16 protein-coding genes are annotated in these 17,346 nt (G+C 43.0%); 9 read left to right on the forward strand and 7 right to left on the reverse strand.

Annotated elements, in window-relative coordinates:
* Positions 1 to 279: 279 nt before the first annotated feature.
* The gene (locus tag Q0081_RS02545; RefSeq protein WP_298348878.1) at positions 280 to 1,221 is read left to right on the forward strand and encodes a serine hydrolase; all 942 of its coding nucleotides are present in this window, start codon (positions 280 to 282) and stop codon (positions 1,219 to 1,221) included.
* 56 nt (positions 1,222 to 1,277) lie between these two features.
* Here Q0081_RS02545 and Q0081_RS02550 read toward each other — a convergent pair whose 3' ends face one another.
* Together Q0081_RS02550 and Q0081_RS02555 are read right to left on the reverse strand one after the other, a co-directional pair.
* Positions 1,278 to 2,831, reverse strand: a complete 1,554-nt coding sequence (locus tag Q0081_RS02550) for an acyl-CoA carboxylase subunit beta (RefSeq protein ID WP_298348881.1) — start codon at positions 2,829 to 2,831, stop codon at positions 1,278 to 1,280.
* A 123-nt stretch (positions 2,832 to 2,954) separates the two neighbouring features.
* Positions 2,955 to 3,812 carry a prephenate dehydrogenase gene (locus tag Q0081_RS02555; protein WP_298348882.1) on the reverse strand — a complete coding sequence of 286 codons (858 nt, stop codon included), beginning with the start codon at positions 3,810 to 3,812 and terminating at the stop codon, positions 2,955 to 2,957.
* A 185-nt stretch (positions 3,813 to 3,997) separates the two neighbouring features.
* Between Q0081_RS02555 and ribD the strand changes: the two genes are divergently transcribed.
* The 3 genes from ribD to Q0081_RS02570 all read left to right on the forward strand — a co-directional run bounded on the left by ribD (position 3,998) and on the right by Q0081_RS02570 (position 8,136).
* Complete coding sequence (gene ribD / locus Q0081_RS02560) at positions 3,998 to 5,041, forward strand: bifunctional diaminohydroxyphosphoribosylaminopyrimidine deaminase/5-amino-6-(5-phosphoribosylamino)uracil reductase RibD (protein WP_298348884.1); 1,044 nt, start codon at positions 3,998 to 4,000, stop codon at positions 5,039 to 5,041.
* 80 nt (positions 5,042 to 5,121) lie between these two features.
* Positions 5,122 to 5,337 (forward strand): type II toxin-antitoxin system HicB family antitoxin, encoded by a 216-nt coding sequence (locus Q0081_RS02565; protein WP_298348886.1) that lies wholly within the window; start codon positions 5,122 to 5,124, stop codon positions 5,335 to 5,337.
* Between the two features lie 333 nt (positions 5,338 to 5,670).
* Positions 5,671 to 8,136 (forward strand): outer membrane beta-barrel family protein, encoded by a 2,466-nt coding sequence (locus Q0081_RS02570; RefSeq protein ID WP_298348889.1) that lies wholly within the window; start codon positions 5,671 to 5,673, stop codon positions 8,134 to 8,136.
* 7 nt (positions 8,137 to 8,143) lie between these two features.
* Here Q0081_RS02570 and Q0081_RS02575 read toward each other — a convergent pair whose 3' ends face one another.
* Positions 8,144 to 9,376, reverse strand: coding sequence for an NAD(P)/FAD-dependent oxidoreductase (locus Q0081_RS02575; RefSeq protein ID WP_298348891.1), 1,233 nt, complete (start codon positions 9,374 to 9,376; stop codon positions 8,144 to 8,146).
* Positions 9,377 to 9,515: 139 nt separating this feature from the next.
* Between Q0081_RS02575 and Q0081_RS02580 the strand changes: the two genes are divergently transcribed.
* The 4 genes from Q0081_RS02580 to Q0081_RS02595 all read left to right on the forward strand — a co-directional run bounded on the left by Q0081_RS02580 (position 9,516) and on the right by Q0081_RS02595 (position 12,330).
* Entirely contained in the window at positions 9,516 to 9,959 is a 444-nt protein-coding gene (locus Q0081_RS02580; protein WP_298348893.1) for a peptidylprolyl isomerase, read from the forward strand.
* Between the two features lie 31 nt (positions 9,960 to 9,990).
* Positions 9,991 to 10,356 carry a DUF3471 domain-containing protein gene (locus Q0081_RS02585; RefSeq protein WP_298348895.1) on the forward strand — a complete coding sequence of 122 codons (366 nt, stop codon included), beginning with the start codon at positions 9,991 to 9,993 and terminating at the stop codon, positions 10,354 to 10,356.
* Positions 10,357 to 10,603: 247 nt separating this feature from the next.
* Positions 10,604 to 11,029 carry an OsmC family protein gene (locus Q0081_RS02590; protein WP_298348896.1) on the forward strand — a complete coding sequence of 142 codons (426 nt, stop codon included), beginning with the start codon at positions 10,604 to 10,606 and terminating at the stop codon, positions 11,027 to 11,029.
* Between the two features lie 236 nt (positions 11,030 to 11,265).
* Entirely contained in the window at positions 11,266 to 12,330 is a 1,065-nt protein-coding gene (locus Q0081_RS02595) for a 3-oxoacyl-ACP synthase III family protein (protein WP_298348898.1), read from the forward strand.
* Positions 12,331 to 12,333: 3 nt separating this feature from the next.
* Here the strand turns inward: Q0081_RS02595 and Q0081_RS02600 are convergent, their stop codons facing one another.
* Both Q0081_RS02600 and Q0081_RS02605 read right to left on the reverse strand, forming a co-directional pair.
* Entirely contained in the window at positions 12,334 to 13,011 is a 678-nt protein-coding gene (locus tag Q0081_RS02600) for an OmpW family outer membrane protein (RefSeq protein WP_298348899.1), read from the reverse strand.
* Between the two features lie 14 nt (positions 13,012 to 13,025).
* Positions 13,026 to 13,637 (reverse strand): DUF4136 domain-containing protein, encoded by a 612-nt coding sequence (locus Q0081_RS02605; protein ID WP_298348902.1) that lies wholly within the window; start codon positions 13,635 to 13,637, stop codon positions 13,026 to 13,028.
* A 74-nt stretch (positions 13,638 to 13,711) separates the two neighbouring features.
* Between Q0081_RS02605 and Q0081_RS02610 the strand changes: the two genes are divergently transcribed.
* Positions 13,712 to 14,629: a histone deacetylase gene (locus Q0081_RS02610; protein WP_298348904.1), complete on the forward strand. Its 918-nt coding sequence runs from the start codon at positions 13,712 to 13,714 to the stop codon at positions 14,627 to 14,629.
* Between the two features lies 1 nt (position 14,630).
* Here Q0081_RS02610 and feoB read toward each other — a convergent pair whose 3' ends face one another.
* Together feoB and Q0081_RS02620 are read right to left on the reverse strand one after the other, a co-directional pair.
* Complete coding sequence (feoB, locus tag Q0081_RS02615) at positions 14,631 to 16,751, reverse strand: ferrous iron transport protein B (RefSeq protein WP_298348906.1); 2,121 nt, start codon at positions 16,749 to 16,751, stop codon at positions 14,631 to 14,633.
* Between the two features lie 5 nt (positions 16,752 to 16,756).
* A complete protein-coding gene (locus Q0081_RS02620) occupies positions 16,757 to 16,984 on the reverse strand; it encodes a FeoA family protein (protein ID WP_298348908.1) in 228 nt (75 codons plus the stop codon).
* Positions 16,985 to 17,346: the final 362 nt, after the last annotated feature.

Here is a 17,346-nt window from a genome sequence, read left to right on the forward strand (position 1 = left end):
ATTCGATGATTAGGACTATTGCGAACTAAATCTTGTAATTGTTTTTGTTCTTCCTCACTTAATGTGACATATTTTTTTTGCATCATGATACAAAAATATAAAAACTCGGAAACTTTTGCGTAACTACTTAATGTAGCTGTAAGAGCGAGAAGTAGAATAAATTTGGTCATAGTGGCTTAAATTTGAGAGGAAGTGCAGTCAAAAATAGCAAAAACCGTTCAAATTTTAAAAGCAGAAGGATTATTGCGAACTTCGTCTCTTAACTTGGCAATCCAAACAATGAAATCAGTAATCCCCTTTACACTTTTTGTCCTTTACACTTTGACCATAGTTGCGCAGCCTTCGGCAGTACAAAATGCGAAAATTGACAAAAAACTCACCGCACAAATTCTGGAAGCTGTCAAAGGTTTTCGAGGAGATGTAGGAGTCTATGTCAGAAATTTAAAAACGAATAAAATTATCGAAATCAATGCGGATACGTTGTTCCCGACGGCAAGTATGATCAAAGTGCCGATTCAATGCGGCTTATTTGATAAAATCACCAAAGGGGAATTGAAATACAACGCAGTCCTTACTTACCGAGATTCGCTCCATTATGACGATGGAATTGTGGGCTCACTGCGAGACAGTGCCAAAATTCCGCTCAGTGAAGTAGTGATGTTGATGGAAACGGTCAGCGACAATACTGGAAGCTTGTGGTGTCAGGCGTTGGCGGGTGGAGGTAAAACCATTAATGAATGGTTGGACAAAAATGGATTTACTGCAACCCGTGTCAATTCCCGCACGCCCGGACGCGAAGCCAACCGCACTCGGTACGGCTGGGGCCAAACAAGTCCGCGCGAAATGGCTGAATTGTTTGCGATGATTCGTGCAGGGCGTGCCATCAGCCCGGACGCTTCCGACCGTATGTACCGCAATCTTTGTCGGCAATACTGGGATGGCGAAGGGTTATCACAGTTACCTCCCGACATTAAAACGGCCTGCAAAAACGGAGCCGTGAATCGTTCGCGTTCTGAAGCTGTTTTGGTACACGCTCCGCACGGAGAATACGTCTATTGCGTCATTACTAAAAACAACCAAGACGAAAGCTGGAAGTCTACTAACGAAGGGTATGTGCTGTTACGTAAAATTTCAAAACTGCTGTGGAACTACTACGAACCCCGTCATCCTTGGAAGCCGCCCGTTAATTTTGAAAAGTGGTATCAGGAAGCAGTGGAATGATACAAAAAAAGCCCTTCTCCAATTGGGAAAGGGCTGAGAGTTTAAGTTTGTGAAATTTATAAAGGAATATTACCGTGCTTCTTTCTGGGTAGATTCACTACTTTATTTTCCAACATTTTGAAAGCTTTCAGTAGTTTTTCGCGGGTTTGGTCGGGGTGAATCACCTCGTCAATGTAGCCACGGTAGGCAGCGCGGTAGGGGTTGGCAAATTTTGTGGTGTATTCCTGTACTTTTTCCTGCAATTTCGCGGCAGGGTCCTCGGCTTCGGCAATTTCTTTTTTGAAAATAATCTCCGCCGCTCCGGTTGCGCCCATTACCGCAATTTCGGAACCCGGCCAAGCGTAGTTCATATCAGCTCCAATGTGTTTGGAATTCATCACATCATACGCTCCTCCGTATGCCTTGCGCGTGATGACCGTTACGCGCGGTACGGTTGCTTCACAGAAGGCATACAATAATTTGGCTCCGTTGGTAATGATGGCGTTCCATTCTTGGTCAGTGCCCGGTAAAAAGCCTGGGACATCTTCCAATACTAATAACGGAATGTTGAAACTGTCGCAGAAACGCACAAAACGAGCGCCTTTGGTACTTGAATCAATGTCTAATACCCCTGCCAAAACCGCAGGCTGATTGGCCACAATTCCAATGCTTCTTCCGCCTAATCGGGCAAAGCCTACGACGATATTTTCGGCAAAATATTTGTGTACTTCCCAAAAACTTCCGCCATCCACGATTTCGTCAATCACCTCACGCATGTCGTAGGGTTGATTGGGATTTTCGGGAATTAATGAATTTAGTTTAACGCGTTTTTCATTGCCGCCTGCGTAAGGCAACAGAGGCGTAGTTTCTTCGCAGTTTTGGGGGATATAACTCAACAAGCGACGAATATCGGTGATACATTCCACTTCATTGGCACTCACAAAATGCGTCACGCCCGACTTCGTCGCGTGGGTCATAGCACCACCGAGTTTTTCCGAAGTTACATCTTCGTGGGTGACGGTCTTCACTACGTTTGGCCCCGTTACAAACATATAAGACGTATTTTCTACCATCATAATGAAGTCCGTAATGGCCGGTGAATACACGGCTCCACCCGCGCAAGGCCCCATAATGGCTGAAATCTGAGGAATAACCCCCGAGGCCAGCGTATTACGATAAAAAATATCGGCATAACCCGCCAACGACAAAACGCCTTCCTGAATACGTGCTCCGCCCGAATCATTCAAGCCAATTACCGGTGCGCCGTTTTTCATGGCTAAATCCATGATTTTACAGATTTTTTCGGCGTGCGTTTCGGATAAAGACCCCCCAAAAACCGTAAAATCCTGCGCAAAAACATAGACTAATCTTCCTTCAATCGTGCCGTAACCGGTCACGACACCATCACCGAGGTAGTATTCCTTATCCAAACCAAAATCCTTGCAGCGGTGCATCACAAACTTCCCGATTTCTTCAAATGAACCGGCATCAAGTAACAACTCAACGCGCTCACGAGCGTGGAGTTTGCCTTTTTTATGCTGTTGCTCAATTCGCTTCGCGCCGCCGCCGAGCAGCGATTCTTCGTTTTTTTTGTCTAAAATTTCAATCTGATTCACAGGAAGTTTCGTCATTTTGCTTGGATCGTATCAGTTCATTGATGGTTTGCCTAACTCGGTCACAAATTTAAGCGAGTTTGCAGCTTTATCTAATGTAATAACCCTCGAACATTTGCTAAAGGAGTATAGAAATTGACGCTATTTTTTCTCAATACCTGCCAATATTCTCCGAATATCGTTGGCGCGTTGCATAAAACCGATACTGGACTGTACATCCCGCTCGTCAATGAAGTTTTTGTATTGATTCAAAAATTCAATGTAATCGCCCAAAGCACGGGAAAGATTTTCACGGTTTTGGTCAAAAATAGGAGCCCACATGGCAGGAGAACTTTTCGCCAAACGGACCGTCGAACTGAACCCTGTACTGGCCATATCGAAGATATTTTGCTCATCTTTTTCTTTTTCCAATACGGTATATCCCAACGCAAACGCCGTAACGTGGCTCAAATGCGACACGTAGGCCAAGTGCAAATCGTGCTCTGAGGGTGTCATGTAATGGATTTTCATGCCAATATCCCGAAACAGGGCTTCCACCAAGGCCACACTATCCGGATTACTTTTTTCACAATCGCAGAGAATGACGTTTTTTTCGGGTAACAATTCTCGAAACGCTGCCGAAGGGCCCGAATTTTCCGTTCCGGCCATGGGGTGAGCCGCTACAAAACGACCGCGATTGACGTGTTTATCCGCTACTTCGCAAATCATGCGTTTGGTTGAGCCTAAATCGACTACGGTTCCCTTTTCGGACACTAAATCCAATACCTGAGGCAGGAGTTCAACAATGTAATTAACTGGTACGGCCAACACCACCAAATCTGATTTCGGTACGGCGATTTCGAGCGGAAGTACTTCATCTACAATGCCTTTGGCAACGGCCAATCGTCCATGGATTTCGGAAGCATCCACCCCTACAAAGTGCATTTTAGGGTATTTGTCGCGTAATGAAAGGGCATACGACCCACCAAGTAAGCCAATGCCGATAATTGTAATGGTCAAGTAAGTGTAAAGTTTAAAGTGTAAAGTACTTTTCAAAAAGTGAGCAAAAGTAATCAGTTCTGATTTTTAATACGGTCTTTTGTTTTGTTAATTTGCCCAATAACAGAATTAGTAATTAACAGTTGTCAATTAATGGAGAATTCAACCTCCAAAACTGTAAACCCTAAACAACAAACCCCAAAACTGTGGATTCAATTTTTATGCGTCGTGCGCTTGAATTGGCGGCCTTGGGCCGTGGCGAAGTCAGTCCCAATCCCATGGTGGGTTGTGTCATTGTTTACGAAAATCAAATCATTGGCGAAGGTTGGCACCGACGTTATGGCGATTGGCACGCAGAAGTGAATGCGGTAAATGATGTTATTCAGAAAGGCTTTGTCGATTTATTGCCTCAAAGCACTGTGTATGTGACTCTTGAACCCTGTTCGCATTTTGGAAAAACACCTCCCTGCGCTGATTTATTGATTGAAAAAAAGGTAAAGAGGGTGGTGATTTGCAACGATGACCCTAATCCGCTCGTTGCCGGCAAAGGAATTCAGAAATTGCAGGAAGCAGGAATAGAAGTCATTACAGGGATTTTGTCCGAAGAAGGTCGCAAACTGAATGCTCGTTTTTTTACGTTTTTTGAACTAAAACGTCCTTACATTATCCTCAAATGGGCCGAAACGGCCGATGGCTTTATTGCCGACGAACACAAACACCCCCTGTCAATCAGTTGTTTACAGTCACGGATTTTGAATCACCAATGGCGCACGGAAGAAGACGCTATTTTGGTGGGAACAAACACAGCCCAAAACGACAACCCACAATTGAACGCTCGATTGTGGGCGGGGCATAATCCCGTGCGGGTGGTATTGGACCGCACGTTACGACTTCCCGACACGCTTCATTTGTTTGACAATACCCAAAAAACGCTTTGTTATAATGCGTTTAGAAATGAAGAGAAAGGGAGTACGACGTTTGTGCAGATAGATTTTGACGAAAACTTTTTGACGAATTTCCTTCGTGACCTTTACGAACGAAAAATCCAATCCATACTCGTAGAAGGCGGAGCCATTCTATTGCAAGCCTTTCTGAACGAAGAGCTATTTGATGAAATACGGGTATTTAAAAGCCCTAATGCAATTAAGAAGGGTACGGCGGCTCCTTTGCTTCCAACGGGTATAGGTTTAATTCAGCAGGAGAAAGTCGGAGATGATTGGTTGACCAAGTATGGTGGAGTAACGCGTTAACTTCTTGATTTTTGAATCAGAGTGGCAATAATTAACGGCATAAAAACCTATCTTTGAATAATAATTAATCTAGGGAAACGATGAAAAAGTTAGTTTTTACAATCAAATCGGATAGCGACGGTGGATATGTGGCCAAAAGTAAATTAGAGAAAGGGTCTATAATTACTCAAGGGGATGATATACAGGAGCTTAAAGAAATGATAAAAGATGCAATTGAAGGATATTTTTTTGATAAGCCTGACCAAAAGCCAAAAAGTGTTTTATTGAAGTTTGAGGAAGTTTTGGCTCTTGCTTAATATTTAATGAAGACACCACGAGATTTAAACGTTTCAGAACTGATTAGAAAATTGAAAGCTTTTGGCTACCTAATACAGCATCAGACAGGAAGCCATATTATAATTTAGAACTCAAGAAAAAGGTGAGCACACCTTATCAGTCCCCAACCATAAACCGCTGAGAGTAGGAACGATTGACAGTATTTTAGGTGAAGTGGCTGAACATTTTGGACTAAGCAAACGGGAAGTAATACAACAAGTTTTAGGCAGAAAATAGTCTCTTACACAATTGTAGAAGTCACTATTGATGAAACTTCTTCAATAAGTTGTTATCGTAAATTAAAATTCCACTCCATGTATCGGAAAATTGTCCTACTTCTTTTGTTGACAGGCAGTTGCTTTTTCAAAAGTTGGAGCCAGTCGGATACTTTTATCAAAGGAACGCTTTTAGACTCACTTACTTCTGAGCCTTTGGCGTTTGCCAGTATTAAAATTGAAACGAAAGCCCAAAATGGCCTCACTAAAGGCGACGTGGCTGATGAAAGGGGAGCTTTTCGTTTTGTAGGTCTAAAAGAAGATAAGTACATTATCCGAGTGGAATACATCGGTTATAAGGCAAAAGTTATCGAAGTAAATTACGATAGGAACAGCCAAAAATTAGATTTAGGCGCTATTTCCCTGTCTCCTCTCAGCCAATTGTTAGAAACCGTAACTGTCACAGGGTTAAAGCCCAATGCAGTAACAACCCTCGAAAAACAGGTTTTCAAAGCAGACCAGTTTGAGGTGGCTAAAGGCGGTACCGCTACCGATGTGTTGAGAAATATTCCATCAGTGATGGTCAATGCCGAAGGTGAAATAATGGTGCGCGGTTCAAAAGGATTTTTGGTGTTGGTCAATGGAAAACCCAGTCAAGTAGATGCGGCTACACTCTTGGCTCAAATTCCTGCCAATACCATTGAACGAGTGGAAATGATAACGGCCCCCTCCGCAAAATACGACGCCGATGGTAAGGCAGGAATCATTAATATAGTGCCCAAATCGGGCACCAACGACGGGTTTTCGCTGACTTCCAATCTACAATACGGTTTGCCGCGTATCAAAGCGTATGACAACGCTGCCGAACCTCAACGATACGGTATAGATGCCACGATGACGTACCGAAAAAATAAGTGGGAAACATCGGTATCCCTGAATTATCTCAAAAATGACATTGCCGGACGAAGGGTTGGTGATGTCAATACGACTGTTGACAACATTTTTACGAGTTTTCCGAGCGAAGGGGAGCGCAGTTTTAAGCGTGAGAATTACGGATTGAGAGCTATGGCAACCTACCATCCCACCAAAGTGGATGAACTCTCGGCAGGGGTTTACTTAGGTGAAAAGCACCAATATCGGCTCGCTGATATTTATTACAACAATACCAAAACCAACTTGTTGACCGGGAAAAACGTTGGAAAGGCAGCCTATTTTAATTCCAATTTGGTAATGAAATCAGGGGCGTTTCGGGTGTTTAACTTAGATTACAGCCACAACTTTAAGAATCGTTCATCGCTTTCTTTTTCCGGGTTGTACGAAAATGCGGTTTTGGATGGCTATACCAAAAACCGAAACCTGAATAAGAACGATTTTTCGGACACGCTTCAATATACGCTGAACACCAGTGTAAATCCATTGAATGCCCTGCGACTGAAAATAGACTATGAAAAAAGTATAGGAATAGGTAAATTAACTGTTGGATATCAATACCGTTATCAAACTCAGGAAGGAAGTTTTGCCTATCTGGAAAAGTCGGGGAATAACCAACCTTTTGTGCTGAATCCTACTTTCTCGGCCACTATTGCCGTCATGAATCGAATTCACGGAGTATATGCGCAATACGCGGGTACGTACAAAAAAATGGAGTTTTCGTCGGGATTGCGTTATGAAAATGCGTTTCGACAGTTTCAGGATGATAAAGGAACACCGCCTAATGAACTGAAACTTTCAAACCTGTTCCCATCCGTCAATTTACTTTATAATGTTGGCAAAGATTTTCGTCTTAAAGCCGCCTATAGTCGTCGGGTACAGCGTTCGACCAACAACGAATTGAATCCTTATCCCGAACGGGAACACAGCGAAACGCTTGAACAGGGAGACCCGAAGATTCGACCCGAATTTATCGGCATTTATGAAGCAGGTCTGACCAAAGATTTTAAGAAAGCATCCATTTATTGGAACGTTTATACGCAGCAAATCAAAGACATTGTCAATCGGGTCAACAGTGTGTACAACGACACGATTCTCAACCGAATTTACACCAACGCGGGCAAAGCACGTTTATGGGGCTCTGAAATAGGAATTACGTATTCGCCGGTTAAGAAGCTCAAGTTGTTTGCGGGTGCGAATGTCTACAATCTCAAAATAAACGGGTCTTTGTTTGATAAAAGTGTGGCGGTCAACAGCCAAGGGTGGGTTTATTCGGTGAATGCCAATTTCAGTTACCAAATTTCAACGACTTGGAGTACCCAATTCAATTTGTCTTATTTATCGGCCCGTAATACGGCACAGGGAGAAGATTCGAGGTTTTACCAACCTAATTTTTCGTTGAAAAAGGGCTTCCTGAATAGCAAAGTGAATCTGACCGTTCAATGGCAGAATGCGGCTATCGGCAAAATGAACGTCAATCAGCAACGTATCACGACCTTCGGGAAGAATTTTTATACAACGACCAACTACATTCAGGAAACCAATATTTTCTTATTCAATCTCTCTTATAATTTTAGCCAGACCGACAAAAAAGTAAAACTCCCAAATAGTGAATTTGGTGAGAGGGAGTTTTGAGACAGGACTAAATCCCCGCAATCATATCTGCTACCGCTCGGCCCGTGGCCATAGCGGCATTGAGCGAGGGATAAGCGACGTGGTCGCCGCATTCGTAGAGGTTTGTCGTAATTTTCAGGTTTTCAGCGGGAGCGTTGGCTTTGTATTTTACCAACGATTCTGGAATATGATAGGTGCGAAGGTGCTGCCACGTTTTTACTTCTTCGCCGTACCACTGCGTTAATTCCTGAAGGATATGCTCGCTTAATTTTTTCTCGTCAACCATCGCCAATCCCTGCGTACTGACCGATATAAGCGCTTTGCCTTTAGGAGCGTAGTCGGGTGCAATGTCGCTCGGGACGCATAAATTATGAACCGGCGACAGGCGATTGGGATTGAGTACCAACATCTTTTCGGAAAGCGGCGAACGGTCGGCAGCAAAATAAGTACAGGTCGTCACGTTAAACTCCCGATGTACGTCCCGTTGAAGTAAACGGTCGGCATTAGAGGCGTCAGTAGCCACCACAATGTGCTTAGTGTTAAGGATTTGACCATTGGTAAGGGTGATGGAATTTCCGTTCAGTTTTTCGACTTTACTCCCTGATTGAATACTTCCTATGGGTAGTTTGGCTGCTATCTGTTCAGGAATTGCCTGCATTCCGTGTGCAGGGATGGCCGCGTTGCCAGTATAAAATTGCTTGAACAAAAAGCGGAAGAAATTGCTGGCAGTAGACAGCTCGTTTTCCAGAAATATACCCCCAAAAAAGGGTTTGAAAAAATTAGTGATCATTTCCTCACTCCAGCCGTACCGTTGCAGATACGAAAGCGTGTCGGTTGCTTTTTCATTAAAAAATTCATCCGTATTTTCTTTGGCTACTTCATTGGAAAGTTGAAGTACTTTGAGTTTATCACCAAGTGAACCTACGGAGGAAAACAATGTCCGAAATACCTGTGCAGGCTCTTTAAAAGGGTCGCTGATGAGAGAGAAGTCATTGTCGAGGCGAATCAAAGCTCCGGAGCGGAACGTTTTTAAATTCAGCGCGTTATAGTCCAAAAGCTTTTTGGCTTCGGGGTAGTCGGTCAGTAAAATTTGAAAACCTCGGTCGAGTAAAAAGCCTTCGACCTCGTCGGTACGGACTCGTCCTCCAACGGCATCAGAGGCTTCCAATACCAACGATTCGATGCCGTAATCATTGAGGTACTTGGCACAGGTAAGGCCGGCGATTCCCGCACCGATGATAATAACTTCGTGATTTGCCATAGTATCAAAACTGTTTGGTACAAAAATAGTTTTTTTGATTTACACAATGCCCCTACCTTTGCCTGCCAAACTAACTGACATCAGATTTTGTTAGTAGTTAATTCACCAATAAAGTAAACAATAAAAAACAGATAGTACTATGCTAAAGGCAGAAATGATTACCGAAAAAGGAACGATGTTGATTGAGTTTTATGAAAAAGATGCCCCGATCGCCGTCGCCAATTTCGTCAAATTATCCAGAGAAGGTTTTTATGATGGATTAAATTTTCACCGTGTCATTCCTGATTTTATGATTCAGGGCGGTTGCCCACAGGGAACAGGCCGCGGCGGTCCGGGTTACCATATCAAATGCGAATTGACGGGCGAAAACCAATACCATGACCGTGGGGTACTTTCAATGGCTCATGCGGGACGTAACACCGGTGGTTCACAGTTTTTTATCTGTCACAGCCGTCGCAACACAGCTCACTTAGACCGCAATCACACTTGCTTTGGTAAAGTGGTAGAAGGTTTGGACGTGATTGATGCGATTCGTCAGGGTGACAAAATCACCAAAATCAACATTACCGAAACTGAAGCTTAAATCTTTTATTCACTTTTAGCCTTTTTAAACCATGAAAAAGTTAATTCCGATTTTGTTTTTGGGAATCAGCGTCCTGTTCATGTCGTTGACTCATTCTACTCCATCAGCTCGTTCCACCACTTCCGCAGACTCGTTGTCGGAATACGTAGGAACGTACAAAATGAAAGACAATGGCTATTTCAGTGAGTATAAAATTACGTTAAAGGAAGGTGCGCTGTATGGCGAAGCCGATCAAAACGGGGCTAATAAATTGTTGAAACAGGATAAAGCTGATACATTCAAGTCCACAAGTCAATACGGGTCAATCATTACTTTTAAGCGTAACGCAGAGTCGAAAAAAGTAATCGGACTTTCCCTCTTGATTCAGGATACTGAAATGAACGCAGATAAACAGTAAGTACAAGTACTCAATACCTTGTTTGAAAAGTAATGTGATATTTTTTTCCCCGCAGATAAACGCTCGCAACGGCGAACCGTGATTAAAATACACGCAGATTGGACCAGATACGCTCATTCACAGAATCAATCATCCAAAATCTGCGTCTATCTGCGGTTTTTAGAATCAGCGCAAATCAGTCGCAACGGCGCACCGTGGGTAAATCATTAAAAAACTAATTAAACAGTGTACTCAATACCATAAACTAATGAAAGTAGAATTAGTACGCGTAGACGACGGTTTTCATTTTGAAGCCACCGGGTCATCCTCTGATGTAAAAGTTCATACCGATGCGGCTCCCAACATCGGCGGCCAAAATGCAGGCGTTCGTCCCATGGAATTGCTCCTGATGGGTTTAGGAAGTTGCAGCGCCATTGATGTAGTCTTGGTTCTGAAAAAACAACGTCAGGAAGTGTTGGATTTTCGGATTTCAGTAGAAGGTGAACGAGTGAAAGAAGATGACACGGAGCGTTCGCCCTTCCGTAAAGTACATATTCACTATTTTTTCAAAGGAAATTTGGATGCGGCCAAAGTAGAACGTGCCGTTAAGCTTTCCATGGAAAAATATTGCTCAGCTACTGCTCAATTTGAGCCGTTGGCTGAGATTACGCACGAGATTACGATTGAAGCCTAAAAAGGTTTTATGCCTCATCCACTTTTCTTTTTCTTCAAAAAATGCCTACAAATCCATAGTTAGGCATTTTTTGTATCTATACCTAAACCTATAAGGTTTGTAAGACCATAATCTTCTCTATATGTGATTATCAAGCTTAAACCTTATAGGTTTATTGCACATTAAAGTATTCTCTTTAGAGTTTTCGCTTTAAAAGACGTAGTACACAAAACAATTCTAAATCTACTTTTAATAAATTGAAAACGTACATTGCCGGCACCGGCACCAAGCTACCGGAAAGAAGAATAACTAACAGTTATTTTCTTAACCATGTTTTTATGGATGAAAATGGTGTTCCCAACCCGAAACCTCAAGCGGATATAATAGCCAAACTGGAGCAGATCACGGGCATAAAAGAAAGAGGCTATATCTCCGAAAAAGGAGATTCTGTTCCTCTCATGGTGGATGCTTCTTTGGCTGCCTTAGCTGATTGGGGGAAGGATAAAAATTTAATTGACGGAATCATTGTCGCTCATAATGCAGGCAACATGCTCGAAGGCCGACAGGGCTTTCATACGGTTCCCAATATGGCAGCTTTACTGAAAAACAGATTGGGGATCACAAACCACGAATGTTTTGCGTATGATTTGCTTTTTGGCTGTCCGGGATGGCTTCAGGGAGTTATTCAGGCACACCAAGCCATTCAGATGGGAGATGCCAAACATGTATTGGTAGTAGGGTTGGAGGTTGCCTCTCGATTATTAGACCCGCATGATTTGGATTCTTTGATCTTGGCCGATGGCTGTGGCGCTGCGGTTATTTCGGGTACTGCCAATGAGCAGGAAGGCATTATTTCTTATGCTACTTATTCGCACGCTTTAGATGATATTTCCTGCATTTATCTCGACCGTTCGTATAACAAAGAATTAGAAGCGCCCACGCTGTTTAAAATGCACGGCAAAGATGTCTACAAATATGCCACGGTTTGGGTACCGAAAGTGATTAAGAAAGCTTTGGATAAAGCAGGCATGGATGTTTCGGAAGTGGATATGTTTCTATTTCATCAGGCCAACGGGAAAATGCTGCACGCTTTTGCCAATAATTTGGCCCAGATGTACGGAATTGAAGGACTTTCTTTTGAAGGTAAAATTCCAACGACCATCGAATTTACGGGAAATACCTCAGTAGCTACGATTCCTACGATGTTGGACTTGATTCGAAAAAACAAATTGGGAGCCTATAAAATAAAACCGGGCGATACAGTGGTACTTGCCTCCGTAGGTGCTGGGATGCACTGTAACGCCCTGGTTTATCAGTTTTGAAATTTACCACCAACGGTAAAATAATCCTGCGCGAACATTTAAAGTGGAGGCGTCTTTGATGCCTTCACTTTCAACAGTAAAAGGAATGTGTTGGTAGGTCGCACCTAATTCCAATCCTAAATTGCCGGTTTTCTTAAACAAAACGCGAACCCCTGCACCCGCCTGAGCTACAAATTTGAACCCATTGTCGCCTGTTGCGATGGCTCCCCAATAATTGGCTACTTCGGCATACGCTCCACCTACTCCGACCTGAATATACGGTCTGACCAAAGAATTTACTTTTCCAATGTGATAACTACCCGTTACTACCAACGGATAAGCCGAGAAAGTACGCGTTTGTACTGCCGAAATATCCTGACCGTCAAAGTTATAGACCTGACGGGGTAAACGGTTTTTGAAATATTGTGACCCTACCGACACCCCCAGCGACATATTGTTTTTAGGAAATACAAAATCCAATCCAAGGGTATAGTTGCGGAGTGAGGTTTTGTCCATGTAGTCACCAAAAGTACCTGCCGGAAGTCCTAATCCACCCGTAACAGATACACGGTAGGTGGTATATCTTTCGTAAGGCGATTCTCTTTTGAATAATTTCGAACGGTCAATGACTTGTTGTGCCAAAACAGACGTAGAAAAGCCCAACAGCAATCCCAGCGTCCATTTCCATTTATTATTTTTCATTTTAAAAACGGTTTTTAATTCTTTTTTAAATAAGTCGATTGTGTAAATACATTTTCGACGACTGAAGCCAAGGTGCTTTCGTCAAAAATACCGGAGCCCCGAATTTGTGCATTCCAAATAATGGAGGGTTGTTGACCGGAGACTGCGTTTTTGAGGTCAACGATTTCAATGTACCAGTAGGTTTCGGTACTCTCATAGTACGAATACGTGGGCGGATAATAAAAACCGCCTCCGCCTCCGTATCCCCAATAACTGTTCCACGGGTTGTAGTTGGCCACGACTCCCGACTGGGTTTCGCTGATGCGAATGACGTTTACACCTAAATCAGGCTTTTCACTGCGTAAAATGCGTTTGTAGCCTCTTTTGGTTAGGTTGTCGGCCACTCGTCCCAAAATTCGGAAATCAAGGGGCAACGTAGATACGCCGGTACGCTGGTTTTGCAGAAGATATACGCTGTCAGCCAAGCTGAAGGTTTGATAGTTTCTAAAATTGGCCGATTTTTGGTAATTAGTAATAAAGACCTGCGAATCTTCGGGGGTTAAATCCTGCAATGCATCAGGCGCACATGACCAACTCATGGCTGCCAGCAAAAGCACCGAAAGAAGGGAGGCATGTTTAACTTTCATTGTCATTTCAAAGTTGTTTATTAGTGAATACTATTTAATAACGAAAATAGACCCCAAATCATTTCACCCTTTTTATGCTCAAAATCGCTTTCGACCCTATTTATTGTCATCCACTTCCCAAAGGACCAAACGGTGAACCCCATCGTTTTCCTATGTTGAAATATGAGTTGATTCCCGAGCAACTTCTGTACGAAGGTACGTGTACAACTGAAAACTTTTTTTCGCCGGGTGAATTGAACGAGCGTTGGATTTTGGGGGTACATACGTTGGAGTATTGGGAAGATTTGAAAAATCAACGTATCTCGGATAAAATGGTCAGACGCATTGGTTTTCCGCTTTCGCAACGCCTTATTGAACGCGAAACACGTATCGCCCAAGGCACTATTGAGTGCTGTCATTTTGCATTCAGTTACGGTGTGTCGATGAATGTAGCAGGCGGGACACACCATGCTTACGCCGACCGTGGGGAAGGTTTCTGCCTGTTGAATGACGTAGCAATAGCATCTAATTATTTGTTAGAAAATCAGTTGTCTAAGAAGATTTTAGTCATTGATTTAGACGTTCATCAAGGCAACGGTACAGCTGTTATTTTTCAAAATGAGCCCCACGTCTTTACTTTTTCCATGCACGGAAAAGACAATTATCCCTTACACAAAGAAATCTCTGACTTGGATATTCCGCTGCCTACGGGAACAACGGATGAAGTCTATTTAAAACTGTTGGCAGAAACGTTGCCTTCATTAATTGAACAACAAAAACCTGATTTTACTTTCTACATATCAGGAGTTGATATTTTGGAAACCGACAAATTAGGACACCTGAAAGTAAGTCAGGAAGGTTGCCGACGACGCGATGAACTGGTTTTTGAACAATGTAAAAAGCATCAGTTACCAGTAGTTGTCGCCATGGGCGGCGGGTATTCACCTCGTATTGCGGATATTGTGGAAGCTCATTGTAACACCTATCGGGTGGCGCAGGAAATGTATTTTTAAGCTATTTCAATACCTGATACGTTAAAAAAGCCAAACCGTAAGCCAGCACAGTCATGTACACCAACTGAATAATCGGCCATTTCCAACCGTGGGTTTCGCGATACACCGTTGCGATGGTACTCATGCACATCATGGCAAATACGTAGAAAATCAATAACGAAAACGCCAAGGCAGGGGTGTACATCGGTTGGCCCGTTTTTGGGTTTATTTCGGAGCGCATTCGGGCTTTGATGGTATGATTATCCTCATCAGCTACGCTGCCAATGCTGTAAATCGTGCTCATGGTTCCGACAAACACTTCTCGTGCCGCAAACGAAGCAAGCAAAGCAATGCCGATTTTCCAATCATATCCCAAAGGAGCAATAGCGGGTTCGATAAATTTCCCAAAATGCCCCGCGTAAGAATTCTCAAGTTTATAAGCAGCAACCGCGTTTTCAAAGTCAGTACCCTGAAGAGCAGGGTTTGATTTCTGTACCGTTTCTTCGGCACGTGCAATACTGTCGCCCGGGCCGTAAGTGGCCAATACCCACAGAATAATCGAAATCGCGACAATGATTTTTCCCGCTTCTGTCACAAACGATTTGACACTGTCCCACACGGCCAAACCTACATGATACCAACGGGGAACTTTGTAAGTAGGCATTTCCATGACAAAATACCCTGTTTCAGAGCTTTTAACGATGCCTTTGATAGCCCATGCCGAAAGTAAAGCACTGATTAGACCCAAAAGATACAATCCCATCAAAGTGAGTCCTTGCAACGTAAAAAAGCCAAAAACCGAGGTGGCTGGTACCACTAAAGCAATCAAAATGGTAAAAATCGGTAAACGGGCCGAGCAACTCATCAGAGGTGTAACCAAAATCGTGAGCAAGCGTTCTTTTCGGTTACCAATACCCCGCGCTGACATAATGGCAGGTACGGCACAGGCAACTCCCGAAATCAACGGTACGACACTCTTACCATTCAACCCAAATTTTCGCATGAGTTTATCCATAATCACCATGACCCGCGCCATGTAGCCCGTTTCTTCCAACAGGGCAACCAATAGGAACAGAAAAGCAATTTGAGGGATAAAAATCACCACTCCGCCGATTCCCGCAACGAGTCCATCGGTAAGCAGGTTGGTCAAAGCACCGGCAGGAAGTTGTTGATTCAGCCAATCGTTCAACGAAGATACGCCCGCATCAATCATATCCATCGGATACGTAGCCAACGTAAAAACGGCCTGAAAAATGATGAGCAGGACAAACAGGAATACGGCATACCCCCAAAAAGGGTGGAGTAAAACGGCATCCAAACGCTTTGTCCAAGGAGGTTTTACCAAAAAATCAGCAATGGTTTTGACGGAATCTTTGACCAATCCATCAATGACGGCGTAGCGGTGCATAGTTTCAGCGGCTTGAAAACCACTTTCCATGAACCCATATTTTTCAATCAATTTGTCAAAAGCAACTCGTTTTTCGGTGGAAAAAAACGAAAATATATCGTGCTGTTGCACATATTGCAACGCCAGGTAATTGTTAGAGAGCTGATTGTTTTTCTTAACTTCTTCAATTAACTCAGGAAATTGGTCGGCGGGATTAAAATAATAATTGCGATGGGTTACCGGATTTTCAAGGGTTTGAACGATAGCCGATTTTAAGTTAGTAAGTCCTTCGCCTACGCGTGCGTTGATGCGTACTACTGCAACCCCAAGTTTCATCGCCAGTTTTACTGCATTGATTTGGAGGTTTTTATCTCGTGCCACATCCAGCATGTTCAATGCCAAAACCACGGGCAAACCTAAATCAGCTACTTGCGTAAAAAGCAGCATGTTACGTTTCAAATTGGAAGCATCGGCAACCACGACGACGACGTCGGGATAATCCTGGTGCTGAGGATTGGCCAAAATATCAATAACGACGCGCTCATCAAGGGCTTTGGGATACAAACTGTACAGACCGGGCAAGTCGATGACAATTGCTTCTGTTTTGTCATCTAACGTCAACGGCCCTGATTTTTTCTCAACCGTGACGCTTGGAAAATTTCCCACTTTTTGACGAAGCCCCGTGAGTTGATTAAATAAAGAAGATTTTCCGCTATTGGGGTTGCCAACGAGAGCTATGATGGGTGTCTTTTTCAAAATGTTTAAATGCTATCTTCAACAAAAACCGTTGCTGCCTCTTCCCTGCGCATGGCAAGGCAATAGCCATTGACTTGAATACCAAGCGGATCACCAAAGGGTGCAACAAAATCCAACATCACTTCAACGCCGGGTAAGCAACCCATTTCGAGTAATTTTAACGATAAATCTACCTTTTGGAAAGCCTTGATTATCGCCAATTCTCCTATTTTTAAGTCTGCAATAGTTCTCATTCGTCATTCCTCTTTTATCTTCCTTGAGTTTTAATTCTTCACTTTCCCATCAAAGCAACACAGTTTTACCGCGAAGTGTTTGTACATAACGAATTTTATTTAGATTGAGTTTAAATAAAACTGTGCAAATTAACATCTCCGGCACAACAATTTCAAATGACTAATATCATCCTTTTAAATAAAAATTATAAGTAATTGATTGTTAGAGTGTTAAAAATGGAATGGGCATATTCCAATTATTAATTTGGTAGTTATTTAAAAGGTGTTGATGCACTCTTGGTTATAATTGACGACAAAAAGCTTAGTAACCAAGTGATGGTATTTGAGTTTTCTTGAAAAGGATAGGCTTTTTCTGACATATC

It is taken from the genome of Runella sp., from assembly GCF_027484545.1.
Lineage (GTDB): Bacteria > Bacteroidota > Bacteroidia > Cytophagales > Spirosomataceae > Runella.